This window comes from Citrobacter sp. CK185, from assembly GCF_030333565.1.
GTDB classification, from domain to species: domain Bacteria; phylum Pseudomonadota; class Gammaproteobacteria; order Enterobacterales; family Enterobacteriaceae; genus Citrobacter_B; species Citrobacter_B koseri.
The window spans coordinates 152,301-171,366 of record NZ_JAOWFR010000027.1 but is presented as its reverse complement, the minus strand read 5'-3'; the positions used below and the strand labels follow the sequence as shown (position 1 = coordinate 171,366).

Sequence of the window (19,066 nt, the reverse complement as noted above, 5' to 3'; positions counted from 1 at the left end):
AATCTTGTTGTGATTACTTTTGAAAATTAGAGTGGTGACACAACAACCTGAGCGTACGCAGAGCTCAGCAACTTCGTCTACTGGAGATCGTTATGGAGATCCTCTACAACATCTTTACCGTTTTCTTTAACCAGGTTATGACCAATGCTCCGCTGCTACTGGGTATTGTCACCTGTCTGGGCTATATCCTCCTACGCAAAAGTGTCAGCGTTATTATCAAAGGTACGATAAAAACCATTATTGGTTTCATGTTATTACAGGCAGGGTCCGGCATCCTGACCAGTACCTTTAAGCCCGTCGTGGCGAAGATGTCTGAGGTGTATGGCATCAACGGCGCGATTTCTGATACTTACGCCTCCATGATGGCGACGATCGAGCGCATGGGCGACGCCTACAGTTGGGTCGGGTATGCCGTGCTGTTAGCGCTGGCATTGAATATCGGCTACGTGCTGCTGCGCCGGATTACCGGGATTCGCACCATCATGCTTACCGGACATATCATGTTCCAGCAGGCGGGGCTGATCGCGGTGTTCTTCTACATCTTCGGTTATCCGATGTGGACCACCATTATCTGCACGGCGGTTCTGGTGTCTCTGTATTGGGGGATTACCTCCAATATGATGTATAAGCCGACGCAGGAAGTCACGGACGGCTGTGGTTTCTCCATTGGTCACCAGCAACAGTTTGCCGCATGGCTGGCGTATAAGGTCGCGCCATATCTCGGTAAAAAAGAAGAGAGCGTTGAAGATCTCAAACTGCCCGGCTGGCTGAATATCTTCCACGACAATATCGTCTCCACGGCAATTGTCATGACCATCTTCTTCGGCGCGATCCTGCTCTCTTTTGGCCTGGATGTGGTTCAGGCGATGGCGGGTAAAACGCACTGGTCTATCTATATCCTGCAAACCGGCTTCCAGTTCGCTGTCGCTATTTTCATCATCACGCAGGGCGTGCGCATGTTTGTCGCCGAACTGTCCGAAGCATTTAACGGTATCTCTCAGCGTCTGATCACCGGTGCTGTGCTGGCGATTGACTGTGCGGCGATTTATAGCTTCGCGCCGAACGCGGTGGTCTGGGGCTTTATGTGGGGCACGATTGGTCAGCTGATCGCCGTTGGTATTCTGGTAGGTTGCGGCTCCTCCATTCTGATCATCCCTGGCTTTATCCCAATGTTCTTCTCTAACGCCACGATTGGCGTGTTCGCTAACCACTTTGGCGGCTGGCGCGCGGCGCTCAAGATTTGCCTGGTTATGGGCATGATCGAAATCTTTGGCTGCGTCTGGGCGGTGAAACTGACCGGTATGAGCGCCTGGATGGGAATGGCGGACTGGTCGATTCTGGCGCCTCCGATGATGCAAGGCTTCGTCAGCATCGGGCTGATGTTTATGAGCGTCATGATACTGATTTCACTGGCTTATATGTTCTTCGCAGGGCGCACATTGCGCGCTGAAGAAGATGCAGAAAAACAACTGGCAGAACACTCTGCTTAATAAGGAGTTCCGATTATGACCGTACGTATTCTGGCTGTTTGTGGTTGTGGGCAAGGTAGTTCAATGATCATGAAAATGAAAGTTGACCAGTTTCTGACGCAGCAGGGCGTTGCGCATACGGTAAATAGCTGCGCAGTGGGTGAGTACAAAAGTGAGCTGAACGGCGCGGACATCATTATTGCCTCGACGCACGTCGCCAGCGAAATCACCGTCTCCGGTAATAAATATGTGGTGGGCGTGCGCAATATGCTTTCCGCCGCTGATTTTGGTCCGAAACTGATGGAAGTGATCAAAGAGCACTTTCCGAACGACCTGAAATAAGGACGCAGCATGAAATTACGTGATTCGCTGGCGGAGAATAAGTCCATTCGCCTGAATGCAGAAGCGAGCACCTGGCAGGAGGCGGTGAAAATCGGCGTAGACCTGCTGGTGGAAGCAGATGTTGTGGAGCCGCGTTACTACCAGGCCATTCTTGATGGCGTAGAGCGTTTTGGTCCGTATTTTGTGATTGCGCCAGGCCTGGCGATGCCGCATGGCCGCCCGGAAGAGGGCGTCAAAAAAACCGGCTTCGCGCTGGTGACGCTGAAAACGCCGATGGTCTTCAACCACGAAGATAATGACCCGGTCGATATCCTCATCACGCTGGCGGCAGTGGATGCCCGCGCGCATCAGGAAGACGGCATCATGCAAATCGTCAACCTGTTTGAAGATGAAGCCAACTTTGACCGTTTACGCGCCTGCCGTACCGAGCAGGATGTGCTGGATTTAATTGATAACGCCACTGCGGCGGCAGTTTAAGTAAGGAATAGAAATGTCATTACCTATGTTGCAAGTTGCGCTGGATAACCAGACGCTGTCCCACGCTTACGAAACGACCCGCCTGATCGCGGAAGAAGTCGATATTATCGAAGTTGGCACCATCCTGTGCGTGGGTGAAGGCGTACGTGCGGTACGCGATCTGAAAGCGCTCTATCCGCATAAGATCGTGCTGGCTGACGCCAAAATTGCGGACGCGGGGAAAATTCTTTCTCGTATGTGCTTTGAAGCCAACGCGGATTGGGTGACGGTTATCTGCTGCGCGGATATCAACACCGCCAAAGGCGCGCTGGAAGTGGCGCAAGAGTTTAACGGCGATGTGCAGATTGAACTGACCGGCTACTGGACCTGGGAGCAGGCGCAGGAGTGGCGCGATGCGGGGATCCAGCAGGTGGTTTATCACCGTAGCCGTGATGCACAGGCCGCTGGCGTGGCCTGGGGCGAAGCGGATATCAGCGCGATCAAACGTCTCTCTGATATGGGCTTTAAAGTGACCGTGACTGGCGGCCTGGCGCTGGAAGATCTGCCGCTGTTTAAGGGCATTCCAATCCATGTCTTTATTGCTGGTCGCAGCATTCGCGACGCCGCCTCTCCGGTTGAAGCCGCGCGTCAGTTCAAACGTTCTATCGCCCAGTTGTGGGGATAAGGAGCGGATATGCTGTCTAAACAGACTCCGCTTGGCATCTACGAAAAAGCGCTCCCCGCCGGGGAGTGCTGGTTGGATCGCCTGCGGCTGGCGAAAGAACTGGGCTTCGATTTCGTTGAAATGTCTGTCGATGAAACCGATGCCCGCCTGGCGCGCCTCGACTGGAACCGTGAGCAGCGCCTGGCGCTGGTGAGCGCTATCGCTGAGACCGGCGTGCGGGTGCCGTCCATGTGCCTGAGCGCGCATCGTCGCTTTCCGTTGGGCAGCGAAGATGATGCTGTACGTGCGCAAGGGCTGGAGATCATGCGTAAAGCCATTCAGTTTGCGCAGGACATCGGTATTCGCGTCATCCAGCTTGCGGGTTACGACGTGTACTATCAGGAGGCCAACAATGAAACGCGCCGTCGTTTTCGTGATGGGCTGAAAGAGAGCGTCGAAATGGCAAGCCGTGCCCAGGTCACGCTGGCGATGGAGATCATGGATTACCCTCTGATGAACTCCATCAGCAAAGCGTTGGGTTATGCGCACTATCTTAATAACCCGTGGTTCCAGCTTTATCCTGATATCGGCAACCTGTCAGCCTGGGATAACGATGTGCAGATGGAGTTGCAGGCTGGAATGGGGCATATCGTCGCGGTTCATGTCAAAGATACGAAGCCAGGCGTGTTCAAGAACGTGCCGTTCGGTGAAGGTGTCGTTGATTTTGAACGCTGTTTCGCCACGCTCAAGCAGAATGGGTATTGCGGGCCATACCTGATTGAGATGTGGAGTGAAACGTCGGACGATCCGGCGCGTGAGGTGGCGAAAGCGCGTGATTGGGTGAAAGCGCGTATGGCCAGCGCCGGTCTGGTGGAGACAGCATAATGCAAAAACTCAGGCAGCACGTTTTTGAAGCCAATATGGATTTGCCGCGTTATGGCCTGGTGACTTTCACCTGGGGCAACGTCAGCGCGATCGACAGGGAGCGCGGGCTGGTGGTCATTAAGCCTAGCGGGGTGGCTTATGAAACCATGAAAGCGGACGATATGGTGGTGGTGGATCTCCAGGGCAAGGTGGTGGAAGGGCAGTGGCGGCCTTCTTCCGATACCGCCACGCATCTGGCGCTGTACCGTCGTTACCCTTCGCTGGGCGGCATCGTGCACACGCACTCTACGCATGCCACGGCGTGGGCGCAGGCAGGGCTGGCGATCCCGGCGCTGGGCACGACCCATGCGGACTACTTCTTTGGCGATATCCCCTGTACCAGGGCGTTAACCGAAGAAGAAGTGCAGGGTGAATATGAGCTGAACACCGGCCATGTGATTATCGAAACGCTGGGTGACGGTCAGCCGCTGCATACGCCTGGCGTCGTGGTGTATCAGCACGGGCCGTTTGCCTGGGGCAAAGATGCGCATGACGCCGTGCATAATGCGGTGGTGATGGAAGAGGTCGCGCGGATGGCATGGATTGCTCGCGGTATCAATCCGGCGCTCAGCCCGATCGACGATTATTTAATGAATAAACATTTTATGCGTAAGCATGGGCCTGACGCCTATTACGGACAAAAGTAAGACACGTGCCCTGGAATCATTACTTCCTTCGGGATGTTACCGGCCTGATTCCGGGGCCGCTTTTGCCATAAAAAAGCCCCCGGTGAAGGGGGCAAGTCAAACTATGGCAATGTTCTCGTTGGTTTTTCCTGGTGCTAGCGATAAATATCCGCGCTGGCGCGCATGTTGCCGTTACTTCCCGGTTCCCGGGTCAGGATGGCGTGGTAGTACGTTGCGCCTCGCGCATCTGTCTCTTCATTCAATGCCTGATCTGCTTCACTTTCAGTGGCGAAGTTATGGTTTATATAAATCACGCCTAAGCTCTGCACATCATCCATATTTCGTGCCTGGTGATTATCGATTTTGATGGCTGCCATCGCGTTTGCACTGAGCAAAAGCGCAGCCAGAAGGGTCATAACACGCGCTCGCATACTGTACCTCCTCGACTGCTGTGTCTGGTTAGCAATATCTCCTGTAAGTGAATTGCTTCTGATTTAATTTTAATCGCTACCAGCGAAGTCGATAGCGACCATTTCTGATGCAGTTGTTCAAAAAATTGGCGCGATGCCATGTGATTAATTTTAAATCACATGGTTAACCTGTCTTTGCGCTTCGTGTGAATTTTTGCGCAATCAACTTGTGTTTCCTCATGGGCGCAAGTATTATGACGCGTCATTTTTCAGCCGACCTTTAACACGTTCCTTGCCTCCCCGGGATTCGGCTGACCCAGACAGGAGGCTGAATAATCCGTAAGGAGCAATTCGATGCGTCATTACGAAATCGTTTTTATGGTCCATCCTGACCAGAGCGAACAGGTTCCGGGCATGATCGAGCGCTACACTGGTGCAATCACTGGTGCAGAAGGCAAGATCCACCGTCTGGAAGACTGGGGCCGCCGTCAGCTGGCTTACCCGATCAACAAACTGCACAAAGCTCACTACGTTCTGCTGAACGTTGAAGCGCCGCAGGAAGTGATCGATGAGCTGGAAACTAACTTCCGCTTCAACGATGCCGTTATCCGTAGCATGGTAATGCGTACTAAGCACGCTGTTACCGAAGCATCTCCGATGGTTAAAGCGAAAGACGAGCGCCGTGAGCGTCGCGATGATTTCGCAAACGAAACCGCAGATGATGCAGATGCTGGGGATTCTGAAGAGTAATTTCTGATGACCAACCGTCTGGCGTTGTCCGGCACCGTGTGCAGGATGCCCCTTCGAAAGGTCAGTCCATCAGGAATTCCGCACTGCCAGTTCGTGCTTGAGCATCGTTCTGTGCAGGAGGAAGCCGGGTTTCACCGGCAGGCGTGGTGTCAAATGCCCGTTATTGTTAGCGGACACGAAAACCAGGCCATTACTCACAGTATAACGGTCGGCAGCCGCATAACCGTTCAGGGGTTCATCTCTTGCCACAAGGCAAAGAACGGTCTGAGCAAAATGGTTCTGCATGCCGAGCAGATTGAATTGATAGATTCTGGAGACTAGCCATATGGCACGTTATTTCCGTCGTCGCAAGTTCTGCCGTTTCACCGCGGAAGGCGTTCAAGAGATCGACTATAAAGATATCGCTACGCTGAAAAACTACATCACCGAAAGCGGTAAGATTGTCCCAAGCCGTATCACCGGTACCCGTGCAAAATACCAGCGTCAGCTGGCTCGCGCTATCAAACGCGCTCGCTACCTGTCCCTGCTGCCGTACACTGATCGTCATCAGTAATCGGCCACGGTCCATTAATACGACTTTGAGAGGATAAGGTAATGCAAGTTATTCTGCTTGATAAAGTAGCAAACCTGGGTAGCCTGGGTGATCAGGTTAACGTTAAAGCGGGCTACGCTCGTAACTTCCTGGTACCACAGGGTAAAGCTGTTCCTGCTACCAAGAAAAACGTTGAGTTCTTCGAAGCACGTCGCGCTGAACTGGAAGCTAAACTGGCTGACGTTCTGGCTGCTGCAAATGCACGCGCAGAGAAAATCAACGCCCTGGAAACCGTAACCATCGCGTCCAAAGCTGGCGACGAAGGTAAACTGTTCGGTTCCATCGGTACTCGCGACATCGCTGACGCTGTAACAGCAGCAGGCGTTGAAGTGGCTAAGAGCGAAGTTCGTCTGCCGAACGGCGTTCTGCGTACCACTGGTGAGCACGAAGTGAACTTCCAGGTTCACAGCGAAGTATTCGCTAAACTGACTGTAAACGTAGTAGCTGAATAAGTTTTATTCTTCTATCGCGTAAAAACGCCGGCCTTGTGCTGGCGTTTTGCTTTTCTGCCCCCCTGTTTTTCGCACTGGCTATTCTTTACCCTTTTCGGGATAATAAAAAATAAAACATTATTTCAAAGTGGTGATGGAATGGAGATAACCCACCAGCAGCCCCTGTTCGCGCGTAAAAACGTTGTCTATCTGGGGGCGGCATTTTGTTGTCTGTTATGGGGAAGCGCCTACCCGGCGATAAAAAGCGGGTATGAGATCTTTCAGATTGCGACAGATGATATCCCGTCAAAAATTGTCTTTGCCGGATACCGTTTCTTGTTCGCGGGGTTATTGCTGCTGTTGCTGGCGATGGCGCAGCGTAAACCGATCGGCCGCTTAAGCCCGCGCCAGTTTGGTCAACTGACCCTGCTGGGGCTGACGCAAACCTCGCTGCAATATATCTTTTTCTATATCGGTCTGGCGTTCACCACGGGCGTGAAAGGATCGATCATGAATGCCACAGGCACTTTTTTTAGCGTGCTGCTGGCGCACTTCATCTACCAGAACGACAAACTGAGCTACAACAAAACCCTCGGCTGTATTCTTGGCTTTGCCGGGGTGATGGTGGTGAACTTCAACAGCGGGCTGATGGATTTCAGCTTTAGCCTGTTGGGTGATGGCTCCGTGGTGCTGGCTGCTTTTATTCTTTCTGCCGCGACCCTTTACGGTAAACGTATTTCGCAGACGGTTGACCCAACGGTGATGACGGGCTATCAGCTTGGCATCGGTGGCCTGGCGCTGGTGATTGGCGGCTATGCCTTCGGCGGCTCGCTCTCCGTGCACGGCCTCTCTTCTGTGGCGATTCTGGGCTATCTGACGCTGCTCTCGTCTGTTGCTTTTGCGTTGTGGAGTATTTTGCTCAAGTACAACCGCGTCGGGATGATTGCGCCGTTTAACTTCCTGATTCCGGTTTCTGGTGCGGTGCTGTCGGCGATTTTCCTCGGCGAAAACATTTTTGAATTGAAATATGCGGTTGCGCTGGTGCTGGTGTGTTCGGGGATCTGGTGGGTGAACAAGGTGAAGCGGTAACGCCTGATGGCGCTACCGCTTATCAGGCCTGCAATCGCGGGTGCCGTAGGCCGGATAAGGCGATGCCGCCATCCGGCAATTTGCGCGCTTAACGGGCGCGAATAAAGCTGCCGTTTGGCTGACGGGTAAACAGAACCTGTTGGTCATTACCGGTATCGATGGTCAATCCTGTCACCACGCCATTCGCATTCTGGCGGATCTGCACCATCTGGCCATCTTTCAGATTGCTCAGCGGCTTGCCTGCGCCTTCAACCTGCGCCATCGCGTAAACGTCCGTTGGCGGCAGGCCGTGGTCACGGAACAGCTGCGCCAGCGTTTTACCTGACTCCACGCGATAGGAGCGCCACTGCTGGTCAATTCCCCCGTTCTGCTGGAAAGGCTGTGTTTGCGGCTGGGATTGCTGCGTCTGCGGCGGCTCTTCCGGTTGACCTTCCTGGATGGGTTCCGGCGCTACGGGGGCGACCTGTCCCGGATCGTTTTGCGGGGCGACCAGTTGTGCCTGAAGTTCGGCTTCCGTCGGCGGTTGCGACTGTGACTGGATATCTGTCTGGACATTACGCGTGACGACGGGCGTATCGCGGGTATCATTCGAGGGAAGCAGAAAACCGACCACCAGCACGATAGCGGCAATAATAATGCCACGGCGATGCATAGGCGGCAGCGGGTCCATGATGCGAAAATTGTCCGGTGCATGCCAGATTTTCGCCAGGGTTGGTTTTAGTTCAAAGCGCCCGGGCATGGCTTTCCTCCTGCTCCGCGTCTCGTTCCTCAATCATAGAGTATAGATGCCTAACGCTATGATGTTCGTAGTTATACCCGCTTTCGTGACATCAGCATGGGTTATTCTTATTGTTTCTTTTTCCCCGCGATTTGTCATCTCTTCCCGAGACAAAGTTTTACCGGAAGAGACGTGGCTGTTATGCTGCCCGCTACTTTACCTCCGATGAAAGGAAATATGATGGCAACCCCGACTTTTGACACTATCGAAGCGCAAGCAAGCTACGGCATTGGTTTACAGGTAGGGCAGCAGCTGAGCGAATCCGGTCTGGAAGGTCTGTTGCCTGAAGCGCTGGTGGCAGGTATCGCTGATGCGCTGGAAGGCAAACACCCGGCAGTGCCTGTTGATGTGGTGCATCGCGCGCTGCGTGAAATTCACGAACGTGCGGATGCCGTACGTCGCGAACGTTTCCAGGCAATGGCGGCAGATGGCGTCAAATATCTGGAAGAAAACCGTGAGAAAGAGGGTGTGAACAGCACCGAATCCGGTCTGCAATTCCGCGTGATCACCCAGGGTGAAGGCGCGATTCCGGCGCGTACTGACCGTGTACGCGTACACTACACCGGCAAACTGATCGACGGCACCGTATTTGACAGCTCCGTTGCGCGCGGTGAACCGGCTGAATTCCCGGTGAACGGCGTGATCCCAGGCTGGATTGAAGCGCTGACCCTGATGCCGGTTGGTTCCAAATGGGAACTGACTATCCCTCAGGAACTAGCCTACGGCGAGCGTGGCGCGGGCGCGTCCATTCCTCCGTTCAGCACTCTGGTGTTTGACGTAGAACTGCTGGAAATCCTGTAAGCAGTGACTTCTGTTCCCCTCTTTGTTGGGGGGAACAGAAAATATGCAAGAAAACCGTAAGTTAGCCAGATGTCGATATTTTATCTTGCAAATGTAGCTATTGCGTGTATTTTTGTGAGCTAATTCGCGTTGCCAGAGTGATATGACACTCACTTTAAACATATAATTAACATTATATCTAAATCTTAGTATTCATCCCGCCGATTCTTACCTAATATCGATGAGTTCTGATAACAGGATCGTCGTATCATATGACGCACTAAAGGCCGCAGAGCCTGCACAACACAGACAGGTACAGGAAGAAAAAACATGGTAGATCAGGTAAAAGTCGTTGCCGACGAACAGGCACCGGCTGAACAGTCGCTACGGCGCAATCTCACAAACCGTCATATTCAGCTTATTGCGATTGGCGGCGCCATCGGCACCGGCTTATTTATGGGCTCCGGTAAAACGATCAGCCTCGCCGGGCCGTCGATCATTTTCGTTTATATGATCATCGGTTTTATGCTCTTTTTCGTCATGCGGGCAATGGGTGAATTGCTGCTCTCGAATCTGGAATATAAATCCTTCAGTGATTTCGCTTCCGACCTGCTCGGGCCGTGGGCAGGATATTTCACCGGCTGGACTTACTGGTTCTGCTGGGTGGTCACCGGGATGGCGGACGTCGTTGCGATTACCGCCTATGCGCAGTTTTGGTTCCCCGGCCTTTCCGACTGGGTCGCCTCGCTGGCGGTCGTTGTTCTGCTGCTGAGCCTTAACCTTGCGACCGTGAAAATGTTCGGCGAGATGGAGTTCTGGTTCGCGATGATCAAGATTGTCGCTATCGTGGCGCTGATCGTCGTCGGTCTGGTGATGGTTATGATGCACTTCAAATCACCGACCGGGGTTGAAGCGTCGTTTACTCATCTGTGGAATGATGGCGGCTGGTTCCCGAAAGGGATCAGCGGCTTCTTTGCGGGCTTCCAGATAGCGGTATTCGCGTTCGTGGGGATTGAACTGGTGGGCACCACCGCCGCAGAGACCAAAGACCCGGAGAAATCCCTGCCGCGCGCGATTAACTCAATCCCGATTCGTATCATCATGTTCTACGTTTTTGCGCTGATCATCATTATGTCGGTCACGCCGTGGAGCTCGGTAGTACCAACCAAGAGCCCGTTTGTTGAGCTGTTTGTACTGGTAGGACTGCCGGCCGCCGCCAGCCTGATTAACTTCGTGGTGCTGACGTCTGCGGCCTCTTCCGCCAACAGCGGCGTGTTCTCTACCAGCCGTATGCTGTTTGGTCTGGCGCAAGAGGGTGTGGCGCCGAAAGCGTTCGCTAAATTGTCTAAGCGCGCGGTACCGGCGAAAGGGCTGACCTTCTCCTGTATCTGTCTGCTGGGCGGCGTGGTGATGCTGTACATCAATCCGAGCGTGATTGGCGCGTTCACCATGATCACGACGGTGTCGGCTATTCTGTTCATGTTTGTCTGGACCATCATTCTCTGCTCGTACCTGGTGTACCGTAAGCAGCGTCCGCACTTGCATGAGAAGTCCATCTATAAGATGCCGCTTGGTAAGCTGATGTGCTGGGTGTGTATGGCGTTCTTTGTCTTTGTGCTGGTACTGCTGACGCTGGAAGATGATACCCGTCAGGCGCTGATCGTCACGCCGCTGTGGTTTATTGCGCTGGGGCTGGGCTGGCTGTTTATCGGTAAGAAACGTATGGCAGGAGTGCGTTAATCTTGATGCCCGGTGGCGTAAAGCTTACCGGGCCTACGGATTGTAGGCCGGATAAGCGTTAGCGCCATCCGGCAACACATTATTCCCCGGCCAGTGCGCGCGGGAACAAGACGTTGTTTTCCAGACTGATGTGTTCCATCAGATCGTCAATCATTTCATTAATGCCGTTGTACATCGCTTTCCAGGTGGTGCAGGCTTCTGGCGGCGGCGTGACGTTGTTGGTGGTGTGTTTGATCACTTCCAGCAATTCGCCAGCGTCATCGTGTTCGCTTTCCATGACGCTAATCGGGCCCATTGCCTGGCTTCCCATGCCTTGTTTGATCATCGGGAACAGGATCTGCTCCTCTTTCATCATGTGGCTGGAAAGTTCCTGATGCAGCATAGTCAGGTATTTCGCCAGACCTTTCGGTACGCTGGGTTTGTCTGCGTGAACGCGTTCCACTTTGGTGGCTTGCAGGATCAGCTCCGGCAGTTGCTCGCGGTGTCTGTCGTGGTAGCGCACGATAATGTGGTCGATAATTTCGGCCAACGGCGCGGTACGCCAGTCCTTCTCAATCGGTTGTTCAGCCAACTGTGCCAGTTCTGCTTCAATGGCTTCTACATCCAGCTCTTTACGTGCAGCAGCGCGCGCGAGCGTCTGCTTACCACCGCAGCAGTAATCCATATCGTACTTACGAAACAGCGCCGAGGCGCGAGGAATAGAGAGCGCCAGTTCACCTAAAGGTTGATCGCGAAAAGACATAGCCGTTACCTCATTCTCAATAATATAAGATGTATTTTAAATACATCTTTAAGCCGAAGATATAACCCTTTCGGGTCAGAATAAAATGTGATGACCATCACAAAAAAATGTTTGTGCCTTAACGTGCTGAATCTTATTGAAAAGGGCAGGAATACGCGCGGCAAGTCGCCGGGCAAAATTAAATATGCCGGCGGCACTGCCGATAGTTAGACCTCTGACAATACCTGCATAGTAAAAGGCAACAAATGTTCAAACGAATCAAAGTTATAACCTTACTGATTATCGTGTTACTCACCCTCGGCGCGATGCAGCTTATTTCGGCGGGCGTTTTTATCAGCGCGCTCAATAACGATAAGCAGAATTTTACCGTATCGCAGCGTTCCAGCCAGAACGTCGCGGAGTTTACCGATGCCTGGATCAGCCTGAACCAGGCGCGCGTCACGCTTAACCGCGGCATGTTGCGCCTGCAAAGCAGCATGGCCAATGAGATCAACGGCGGTCAGCTAAATGAACTGGTGAAGACGGCGAATGCTCTGCTGGCTGATGCGCAGCGTCATTACGATAAATACTACGCGCTGCCAGAAACGCCGGGGCTGGATGAACACCTGGCCGACCGTCTGGAAGAGCAGTACGGCATCTACTCCGCGACGCTGGCGAAAATGAATACCTTCCTTGCCGCAGGACAACTGGAAGAGATGTTCAAACAGAATGCGGAACAAAAACAGACGGCGATGCAGGACGTGTACCTGGAATGGCGTGCCGCGCAGGCCGAACTGACGAACGCGGGCATTCAACAAAATGAACAGGACTACCAGCGCATTCTGTGGATTCTGGCGGCCGTTATGCTGGCGGTTGTCGCGGTGATCGTGATTAGCTGGCTGGCAATGCAGCGTGTCTTACTTAAACCGTTACATGATGTTATGGAACATATCCGCCATATTGCGGCAGGCGACCTGACGCGCAATATCCATACCGAAGGCAGTAATGAAATGGCGCTGCTGGCGCATAACGTACATGAGATGCAGCAGGCGCTGGCGAACACGGTCAGCGTGGTACGTGAAGGCGCTGACACGATCTATACCGGTGCGGGTGAAATTGCGACAGGCAGTAGCGATCTCTCTTCGCGTACTGAACAGCAGGCCGCATCGCTGGAAGAGACTGCCGCCAGTATGGAACAACTCACCGCAACCGTGAGACAGAACGCCGACAACGCACGTCAGGCGTCCAGCCTGGCAAAAAATGCCTCTGAGACGGCGCAGAAGGGCGGCAACGTAGTGGACGGCGTTGTGCGCACGATGGATGAAATTGCCACCAGCTCCAGCAAAATCGCGCAGATCACCAGCGTTATCGACGGTATCGCATTCCAGACCAATATCCTGGCGCTGAACGCGGCGGTGGAAGCCGCTCGCGCGGGCGAACAGGGCCGTGGCTTTGCGGTGGTCGCTGGCGAGGTGCGCACGCTGGCGCAGCGTAGCGCGCAGGCGGCGAAAGAGATCAAAACGCTGATTGATGACTCCGGTAATCGGGTCAGCGCGGGTTCCGCGCTGGTGCATGAAGCGGGGGAAACGATGGCGGAAATTGTCAGTGCGGTAACCCGTGTGACCGACATCATGGGGGAGATTGCCTCTGCATCTGATGAACAAAGTCGCGGCATTGACCAGGTTGGCCTGGCGGTGGCGGAGATGGATCGCGTGACGCAGCAGAACGCCGCGCTGGTGGAAGAGTCGGCGACTGCCGCCGTAGCGCTTGAAGAGCAGGCGGCACGTCTGACCCAGACGGTAGCGGTGTTTAAAGTTTAACCTCTGCTCCGGCCTACAGGATAATATCTTGTAGGCCGGATTAGCGCAGCGCCATCCGGCACATTATGACTGTGAAACCACGACGACGCCGGGTTTCTGCGGCCTGGCTCTGACGGCTATCACCACCCCAACAATCAGCAGCGCAATGCCGCTTACCGTCAGCAGCGGTGGAAATTCCTGGCGCAGTATAAAGGTGTACAACAGGCCAGCCAGCGTTTCGAACACGATCAAGGGCCCCAGAATCACCGTCGGCAGCTTCTGACTGGCGACGTTCCAGCATAGCGCCCCCACCCATGAACAGAGCACGGCAATGGCGACCATCAAGGCGACAAAGACATCCGGCCGGGGGCCAAAGGGGAGAGGAAAGTCGGGCATCTGCTTACCCAACCAGATGCAGGCCGCGACATAACCCAACAGCGAAACGGGAAGCGTCACTAGCGCCTGTGCTGTTGCCCACATCATCGGATGTTTATCCGGGTTTTCCCGCAGCCAGCGGGCATTACGCAACGCGTACCATGCCCAGCACACAACGGAAACCAGCGCCAGCGCGATACCTGAACCGTAGCGCCAGCCGCTAAACTCCGGCAGCCCCTGATTCAGCTCCGCAATATTGACGCACAGCAGGCCAACGCCGATGAGCGCCAGCGCAGGCGCCAGACGCCGCCAGGATAACTTACCATCTCGCTGGCTGTAGAGCAGGTTGGCAAACACTGGGATCACCACCGGCAACGTGCCGATGATCATGGTAGAAACAGGGGCTCCCGTGCGCTGGATGGCGCTCGCCAGGCAGACGTAATAGATCAGATTGCCCATCATCGTCAGCGCGAGTGCGGTTATCCAGTCTTTGCGCGTCAACTGGCGCAGGCGCGCACGCCCCAGCCACGCCAGGGGCACAGCAATTAACCCCAGCGCCAGATAGCGCCCCATCGACTGCAATGCCGCCGGATACTCCGGTACGATCAACGGTCCGACAAAAATCAGTCCCCACATTAACCCTGCCAGCAGGGCATACAACACGCCGCTAATCATCGTTGATATCCACATCGTTTCACGTTGCGAAAAGTGTAGGCAGGAGAAATACGCCAGTATTGTATGAGATTGCGCATTAGCGCGGATAAACCTGTTTTTGATAACGCACTGGCGTAATGCCGTAGCGATGGGTAAAGGCGCGCGTGAGATGAGATTGATCGGTTAGCCCGGTGGCGGCCGCCACATCCGCTGCGGGCATCCCGAGCGTGAGAAACGCCTTTGCCCGCCACAGACGGATCGCCATCAGCATTTGGTGCGGCGTAACGTGGAAATGGGCCTTGAACTGACGCTGAAAATGCCAGGGGCTTAATGAGGCGACCCGCGCCAGTTCGTCAAGCGTGACCGGATGCATGTAGTTGTCGTGCAGATAGTCCCGCACGCGCTCAAAGCGATGCCCGCCTTCCCGCACTTCCGGCGCATGGCGCGCCAGCGGCTGGAAGGTGTCGATCAGATCGAGCAGCAGCCCTTTTTGCGCCAGCGGATCGTCGGTATGCCACAGGCCGTGGATCAGCGTGCAGATCTGGCGTGAGCGCAGCGGATCGTGGCGCGTGACCTCATGAAACCACCAGTGACGAACCCCGGTCACCTCTTCCAGCAGATCGGGATCGAGATAAATCATCCGATAGCGCCAGCCGTCGGCGGTTTCCGCTTCGCCGGTATGCAGCTCATCGGGATTCATGGTGACAACGGAGTGAACGGGAGCAACGTACTGCGTGCCGCGATAGCGAAAGCGTTCGGCGCCGGCTTCAATCGCGCCGATACCGAAGGCTTCGTGGGTATGAGGCTCGAAAGCGTAACGCGAGATATGCGCATGATACAGCTCAACTCCCGGCACCTGCGCCAGATGGCGAAAGCGGGCGCTGTCTTTCTCATCGCTAAACTGTTCGGGTACGCCTTGCACGTTGTCTCTCCCTGAAAGCCATCTGTTCATTATCAGAGATGGCCAGCAGGGATGCCACAACAATTAACCTGTTTTTAACACTTACAGGATGCTTTTGACGCTTTCCGCCAGCGAGGTTGTCGGGCGACCGATCAGTGCGCTCAGAGTATGGCTGTCGTCAAACAGGCCGCCTTTTGCGGCGCCCGCGTCAGAATCAGCCAGCATATCCGCCAGACCCGCTGGCAGGCCCACGCCTTTCAGCGCGGCGGCGAAATCGGCTTCACTCAGGTTCTGATAGACGACCTTTTTCCCGCTCTGTTTTGCCAGCTCGGCGGCTAACTGGCTCAGCGTCCAGCCTTCGTCGCCTGCCAGTTCATACACTTTACCGGCATGGCCTTCTTCGCTGATGACGCGAGCGGCTGCGGCAGCGTAATCGGCACGGGTTGCGGAGGCGATTTTGCCTTCTCCGGCCGCGCCGATAAAGACGCCGTGCTCCAGGGCCGCTGGCGCGCTCGCCAGGTAATTTTCGGTGTACCAGCCGTTGCGCAGCAGGGCGTAAGGAATGCCTGAATCCGCCAGCATTTTTTCGGTTTCCACATGTTCAACATGCAGGCCCAGCGGGGAACGGTCTGCGTGCAGCAGGCTGGTATAGGCAATGAATTTCACGTTTGCGGCTATTGCCGCGTTAATCACGTTGCGGTGCTGAGCGGCACGTTGCCCGACTTCGCTTGATGAGATCAGTAGCAATCTGTCGATGCCCTGCAACGCTGCCGTGAACGCGGCTTCGTCGCTGTAGTCTGCCTGGCGTACGGTAACGCCCAGTCGGGTTAGCGCGTCAGCTTTCGCGGGGTTACGGACAATCGCCGCAATCTGGCTGGCAGGAACGGTTTTCAGTAAGGTATCGATAACGTGTTGGCCCAGTTGGCCGGTCGCGCCGGTAATTGCAATCATGGGGGATCTCCCTGTGTTCGTCTTGTGTTTCATTAAGCTAGCACTTAAACTTACTTTTAGTAAGTACGCACAAAAAGGTAAGTGTAAAGATGACGAACCCGACGCTTTCTCAGCAGCTTCGCGATGGCAATTTGTTTGCCGAGCAGTGTCCTTCTCGCGAGGTGTTAAAGCATGTCACCAGCCGCTGGGGCGTATTAATTCTCGTGGCGCTGCGTGATGGAACGCACCGCTTCAGCGATTTACGCCGCAAGATGGGCGGCGTGAGTGAAAAAATGCTGGCGCAGTCATTGCAGGCGCTGGAGCAGGATGGATTTATCCATCGGGTGTCGTACCCGGTGGTGCCGCCGCATGTGGAGTACAGTCTGACGACGCTGGGTGAACAGGTGAGTGAGAAAGTCGCCGCGCTGGCAGACTGGATCGAACTCAATTTGCCGCAGGTGCTGGCACAGCGGAAAGAGCGAGCGGCATAACGGCTTGCCGGATGGCGCTGCGCTTATCCGGCCTACGGCGTGTCGATCGCGTAGGCCGGATAAGGCGAAGCTGCCATCCGGCGTGGTTTTACTTACTCAAATCCAGCTGATAAATCGCAAAGCCGATATCATCGGTAGCGACTTTATTCATCGGATATTGTCCCTTCTCTTTGATAAATGCGGCAGCCTTATCGGACGGCGAGGTTTCGAAGCGGATATCCAGTTTCGTGTCGCTGTGAACTGGCGCCAGACGCCAGTTGTTGTCCGCCGCCGGATGGATTTCCCCCGCACGCTTCGACTCCGCGCCAATCCACGCCGCCAGTACGGAGCGGTTCTCATCCGGTGATGCAAAAGCGATGTGGCTGTCGCCCGTACCGGCAAATTTGCCGCCGTAGGCGCGATAGTTATTGGTCGCGACCAGGAACATAGCGTTCGGATCGACAGGCTTGCCGTTGAAGGTCAGATTTTTAATACGTTCCGCTTGCGGATTCACCGTCTGGCATTCGCCGTCGTAACGTGCAGGCTGCGACACATCAATCTGATACTCCACGCCGTCAATCACATCAAAGTTATAGGTGCGAAAACCGTCCCAGTTGATCAATGACTGCGGTTTACTGCTGTGGACATCAATCTGATTGAACTGCCCGGCGGAACATTCCAGCCACTCTTTCACCTCTTTGCCGCTGGCTTTTACGACGACCAGCGTATTCGGATAGAGGTAAAGATCGGCGGCGTTGCGGAAGGTAAGCTGACCTTTTTCCACTTCAACAAAGCTGGCAGGATCGTTTTTACGTCCACCGACTTTAAACGGCGCAGCGGCAGAGAGTACCGGCAGTTTCGCCAGATCCGGGTCGCCCTGAATAAAGTGTTCGACATACGCTTTCTGCGCGTTGTTCACCACCTGCACGGTAGGATCGTCCTGCACCAGCGCCAGGTAGCTGTACATGTTATCGGCGGACTTACCGATCGGTTTGCTAACGAACTCGCGGGTGGCATCGTGGTCGGCTTTCAGGATTCCCACCAGTTTTTTATCTTCTGCGGCCAGCGATTTTTTCGCGGCGGCATCGTAAATGGGCCGCGCTTCGGCTTTCGCACCGGTCACCTGCCATTTGCCGCTGTCGTTGTTGAGCACCAGATCCACCACGCCCAGATGATCGCCCCACATACCCGGCATGACCGCCGGTACTCCGTTAAGCGTACCTTTTGCGATATCCGCGCCGTTGATATCGGCAAAATCTTTGGAAGGGAAGACCGCGTGCGCATGGCCGAACATGATGGCGTCAACGCCGGGGACTTCGCTCAGGTAATACACGGAGTTTTCCGCCATCGTCTGGTACGGATCGGCAGAAAGCCCGGAGTGGGCAATCACCACCACAACGTCGGCGCCGTTGGCGCGCATCTCCGGCACATACTGACGAGCGGTTTCGGTAATGTCGTTGACGGTGACTTTGCCGCTCAGGTTGGCTTTATCCCAGGTCATAATCTGCGGAGGGACAAAACCGATATAGCCAATTTTCAGCGTCTGCGTGTTGCCCTCTTTATCGATCACGTCAGTCTCTTTGATCAGATAAGGCGTAAACAGCGGCTTTTTGGTCTTAACGTCGATGATATTGGCATTCACGTAAGGGAATTTCGCGCCCGCCAGCGCCTTATGCAGATAGTCCAGACCGTAGTTAAATTCATGGTTACCGAGGTTGCCGACCGCATAATCCAGCGTATTCAACGCCTTGTAGACAGGGTGAATATCACCAGCTTTCAGCCCCTTTGCCGCCATGTAATCGCCCAGCGGACTCCCCTGAATAAGATCGCCGTTATCGACCAGCACGCTATTTTTGACTTCATTTCTGGCGGCGTTAATTAAACTTGCTGTGCGTACCAGTCCGAATTTTTCGGTCGCTGTATCTTTGTAATAATCGAAATCCATCATGTTGCTATGCAAATCAGTGGTTTCCATAATCCGAAGATCGACGGTCGCCGCATTCACGCTGGCGGCGATCAGCGTGGCCAGGAGCGTTGCGCTAAACTTAATCATCAGGGGCATCCTTTTTTAGATCTGAAACACAAAAGAAAATGTATATAAGTCTTGTTGCTTACAGAACTGTGAATCATGACATGAATTCAGCCATTAAAACCGCAATCGCTAT

22 protein-coding genes are annotated in these 19,066 nt (G+C 54.4%); 15 read left to right on the top strand and 7 right to left on the bottom strand.

Annotated elements, in window-relative coordinates; all coding sequences use genetic code 11:
* The first annotated feature begins 92 nt into the window (after nucleotides 1-92).
* Genes ulaA through OGV79_RS21245 form a run of 6 tightly spaced genes read left to right on the top strand, consistent with a single transcriptional unit; the run spans nucleotide 93 to nucleotide 4,502 of the window.
* A complete protein-coding gene (gene ulaA / locus OGV79_RS21270) occupies nucleotides 93-1,490 on the top strand; it encodes a PTS ascorbate transporter subunit IIC (RefSeq protein WP_286468906.1) in 1,398 nt (465 codons plus the stop codon).
* Between the two features lie 15 nt (nucleotides 1,491-1,505).
* Nucleotides 1,506-1,811 carry a PTS ascorbate transporter subunit IIB gene (ulaB, locus tag OGV79_RS21265; protein WP_024130790.1) on the top strand — a complete coding sequence of 102 codons (306 nt, stop codon included), beginning with the start codon at nucleotides 1,506-1,508 and terminating at the stop codon, nucleotides 1,809-1,811.
* Between the two features lie 9 nt (nucleotides 1,812-1,820).
* Nucleotides 1,821-2,288, top strand: coding sequence for a PTS ascorbate transporter subunit IIA (ulaC, locus tag OGV79_RS21260; protein WP_012134416.1), 468 nt, complete (start codon nucleotides 1,821-1,823; stop codon nucleotides 2,286-2,288).
* 13 nt (nucleotides 2,289-2,301) lie between these two features.
* Nucleotides 2,302-2,952 (top strand): 3-keto-L-gulonate-6-phosphate decarboxylase UlaD, encoded by a 651-nt coding sequence (gene ulaD / locus OGV79_RS21255; RefSeq protein ID WP_024130789.1) that lies wholly within the window; start codon nucleotides 2,302-2,304, stop codon nucleotides 2,950-2,952.
* Between the two features lie 9 nt (nucleotides 2,953-2,961).
* Nucleotides 2,962-3,816: an L-ribulose-5-phosphate 3-epimerase gene (locus OGV79_RS21250; RefSeq protein ID WP_134769841.1), complete on the top strand. Its 855-nt coding sequence runs from the start codon at nucleotides 2,962-2,964 to the stop codon at nucleotides 3,814-3,816.
* Nucleotides 3,816-4,502, top strand: a complete 687-nt coding sequence (locus OGV79_RS21245) for an L-ribulose-5-phosphate 4-epimerase (RefSeq protein WP_286468905.1) — start codon at nucleotides 3,816-3,818, stop codon at nucleotides 4,500-4,502. The genes OGV79_RS21250 and OGV79_RS21245 overlap by 1 nt, the downstream gene beginning before the upstream one ends.
* Nucleotides 4,503-4,636: 134 nt before the next feature.
* On the opposite strand, the gene yjfY is transcribed toward OGV79_RS21245, so the two are convergent.
* On the bottom strand, nucleotides 4,637-4,912 hold the full coding sequence (gene yjfY / locus OGV79_RS21240) for a DUF1471 family protein YjfY (RefSeq protein ID WP_024130788.1): 276 nt from the start codon (nucleotides 4,910-4,912) through the stop codon (nucleotides 4,637-4,639).
* 333 nt (nucleotides 4,913-5,245) lie between these two features.
* Between yjfY and rpsF the strand changes: the two genes are divergently transcribed.
* From rpsF to OGV79_RS21215, 5 genes are all read left to right on the top strand, one after another.
* Nucleotides 5,246-5,641 (top strand): 30S ribosomal protein S6, encoded by a 396-nt coding sequence (gene rpsF, locus OGV79_RS21235; RefSeq protein ID WP_012134408.1) that lies wholly within the window; start codon nucleotides 5,246-5,248, stop codon nucleotides 5,639-5,641.
* 6 nt (nucleotides 5,642-5,647) lie between these two features.
* Nucleotides 5,648-5,962, top strand: a complete 315-nt coding sequence (priB, locus tag OGV79_RS21230) for a primosomal replication protein N (RefSeq protein ID WP_012134407.1) — start codon at nucleotides 5,648-5,650, stop codon at nucleotides 5,960-5,962.
* Nucleotides 5,963-5,966: 4 nt separating this feature from the next.
* Entirely contained in the window at nucleotides 5,967-6,194 is a 228-nt protein-coding gene (rpsR, locus tag OGV79_RS21225) for a 30S ribosomal protein S18 (RefSeq protein ID WP_000135199.1), read from the top strand.
* A 41-nt stretch (nucleotides 6,195-6,235) separates the two neighbouring features.
* Entirely contained in the window at nucleotides 6,236-6,685 is a 450-nt protein-coding gene (rplI, locus tag OGV79_RS21220) for a 50S ribosomal protein L9 (RefSeq protein WP_012134405.1), read from the top strand.
* A gap of 138 nt (nucleotides 6,686-6,823) precedes the next feature.
* Nucleotides 6,824-7,753 carry a DMT family transporter gene (locus tag OGV79_RS21215; protein ID WP_012134404.1) on the top strand — a complete coding sequence of 310 codons (930 nt, stop codon included), beginning with the start codon at nucleotides 6,824-6,826 and terminating at the stop codon, nucleotides 7,751-7,753.
* Between the two features lie 88 nt (nucleotides 7,754-7,841).
* Here the strand turns inward: OGV79_RS21215 and OGV79_RS21210 are convergent, their stop codons facing one another.
* The gene (locus OGV79_RS21210) at nucleotides 7,842-8,492 is read right to left on the bottom strand and encodes an OapA family protein (RefSeq protein ID WP_012134403.1); all 651 of its coding nucleotides are present in this window, start codon (nucleotides 8,490-8,492) and stop codon (nucleotides 7,842-7,844) included.
* A gap of 219 nt (nucleotides 8,493-8,711) precedes the next feature.
* On the opposite strand from OGV79_RS21210, the gene bamJ reads away from it, so the two are divergent.
* Together bamJ and cycA are read left to right on the top strand one after the other, a co-directional pair.
* On the top strand, nucleotides 8,712-9,332 hold the full coding sequence (gene bamJ / locus OGV79_RS21205; RefSeq protein WP_024130787.1) for a BamJ family beta-barrel-assembly machinery protein: 621 nt from the start codon (nucleotides 8,712-8,714) through the stop codon (nucleotides 9,330-9,332).
* Nucleotides 9,333-9,641: 309 nt separating this feature from the next.
* Nucleotides 9,642-11,051, top strand: a complete 1,410-nt coding sequence (cycA, locus tag OGV79_RS21200) for a D-serine/D-alanine/glycine transporter (protein WP_012134401.1) — start codon at nucleotides 9,642-9,644, stop codon at nucleotides 11,049-11,051.
* A 79-nt stretch (nucleotides 11,052-11,130) separates the two neighbouring features.
* Here the strand turns inward: cycA and ytfE are convergent, their stop codons facing one another.
* The gene (gene ytfE, locus OGV79_RS21195) at nucleotides 11,131-11,793 is read right to left on the bottom strand and encodes an iron-sulfur cluster repair protein YtfE (protein ID WP_012134400.1); all 663 of its coding nucleotides are present in this window, start codon (nucleotides 11,791-11,793) and stop codon (nucleotides 11,131-11,133) included.
* Nucleotides 11,794-12,038: 245 nt separating this feature from the next.
* On the opposite strand from ytfE, the gene OGV79_RS21190 reads away from it, so the two are divergent.
* Nucleotides 12,039-13,592, top strand: a complete 1,554-nt coding sequence (locus OGV79_RS21190; protein ID WP_071257350.1) for a methyl-accepting chemotaxis protein — start codon at nucleotides 12,039-12,041, stop codon at nucleotides 13,590-13,592.
* Nucleotides 13,593-13,655: 63 nt separating this feature from the next.
* On the opposite strand, the gene OGV79_RS21185 is transcribed toward OGV79_RS21190, so the two are convergent.
* The 3 genes from OGV79_RS21185 to OGV79_RS21175 all read right to left on the bottom strand — a co-directional run bounded on the left by OGV79_RS21185 (nucleotide 13,656) and on the right by OGV79_RS21175 (nucleotide 16,452).
* Nucleotides 13,656-14,621 (bottom strand): DMT family transporter, encoded by a 966-nt coding sequence (locus OGV79_RS21185; RefSeq protein ID WP_286468903.1) that lies wholly within the window; start codon nucleotides 14,619-14,621, stop codon nucleotides 13,656-13,658.
* A 76-nt stretch (nucleotides 14,622-14,697) separates the two neighbouring features.
* Complete coding sequence (locus tag OGV79_RS21180; RefSeq protein ID WP_047459432.1) at nucleotides 14,698-15,522, bottom strand: AraC family transcriptional regulator; 825 nt, start codon at nucleotides 15,520-15,522, stop codon at nucleotides 14,698-14,700.
* A gap of 81 nt (nucleotides 15,523-15,603) precedes the next feature.
* Entirely contained in the window at nucleotides 15,604-16,452 is an 849-nt protein-coding gene (locus tag OGV79_RS21175; RefSeq protein WP_024130785.1) for an SDR family oxidoreductase, read from the bottom strand.
* 89 nt (nucleotides 16,453-16,541) lie between these two features.
* Here OGV79_RS21175 and OGV79_RS21170 point away from each other — a divergent pair, with 89 nt between their 5' ends.
* Nucleotides 16,542-16,922 (top strand): winged helix-turn-helix transcriptional regulator, encoded by a 381-nt coding sequence (locus OGV79_RS21170; RefSeq protein WP_012134394.1) that lies wholly within the window; start codon nucleotides 16,542-16,544, stop codon nucleotides 16,920-16,922.
* An 88-nt stretch (nucleotides 16,923-17,010) separates the two neighbouring features.
* Here the strand turns inward: OGV79_RS21170 and OGV79_RS21165 are convergent, their stop codons facing one another.
* Nucleotides 17,011-18,954, bottom strand: a complete 1,944-nt coding sequence (locus OGV79_RS21165; protein WP_286468902.1) for a bifunctional 2',3'-cyclic-nucleotide 2'-phosphodiesterase/3'-nucleotidase — start codon at nucleotides 18,952-18,954, stop codon at nucleotides 17,011-17,013.
* Nucleotides 18,955-19,066 lie beyond the last annotated feature (112 nt).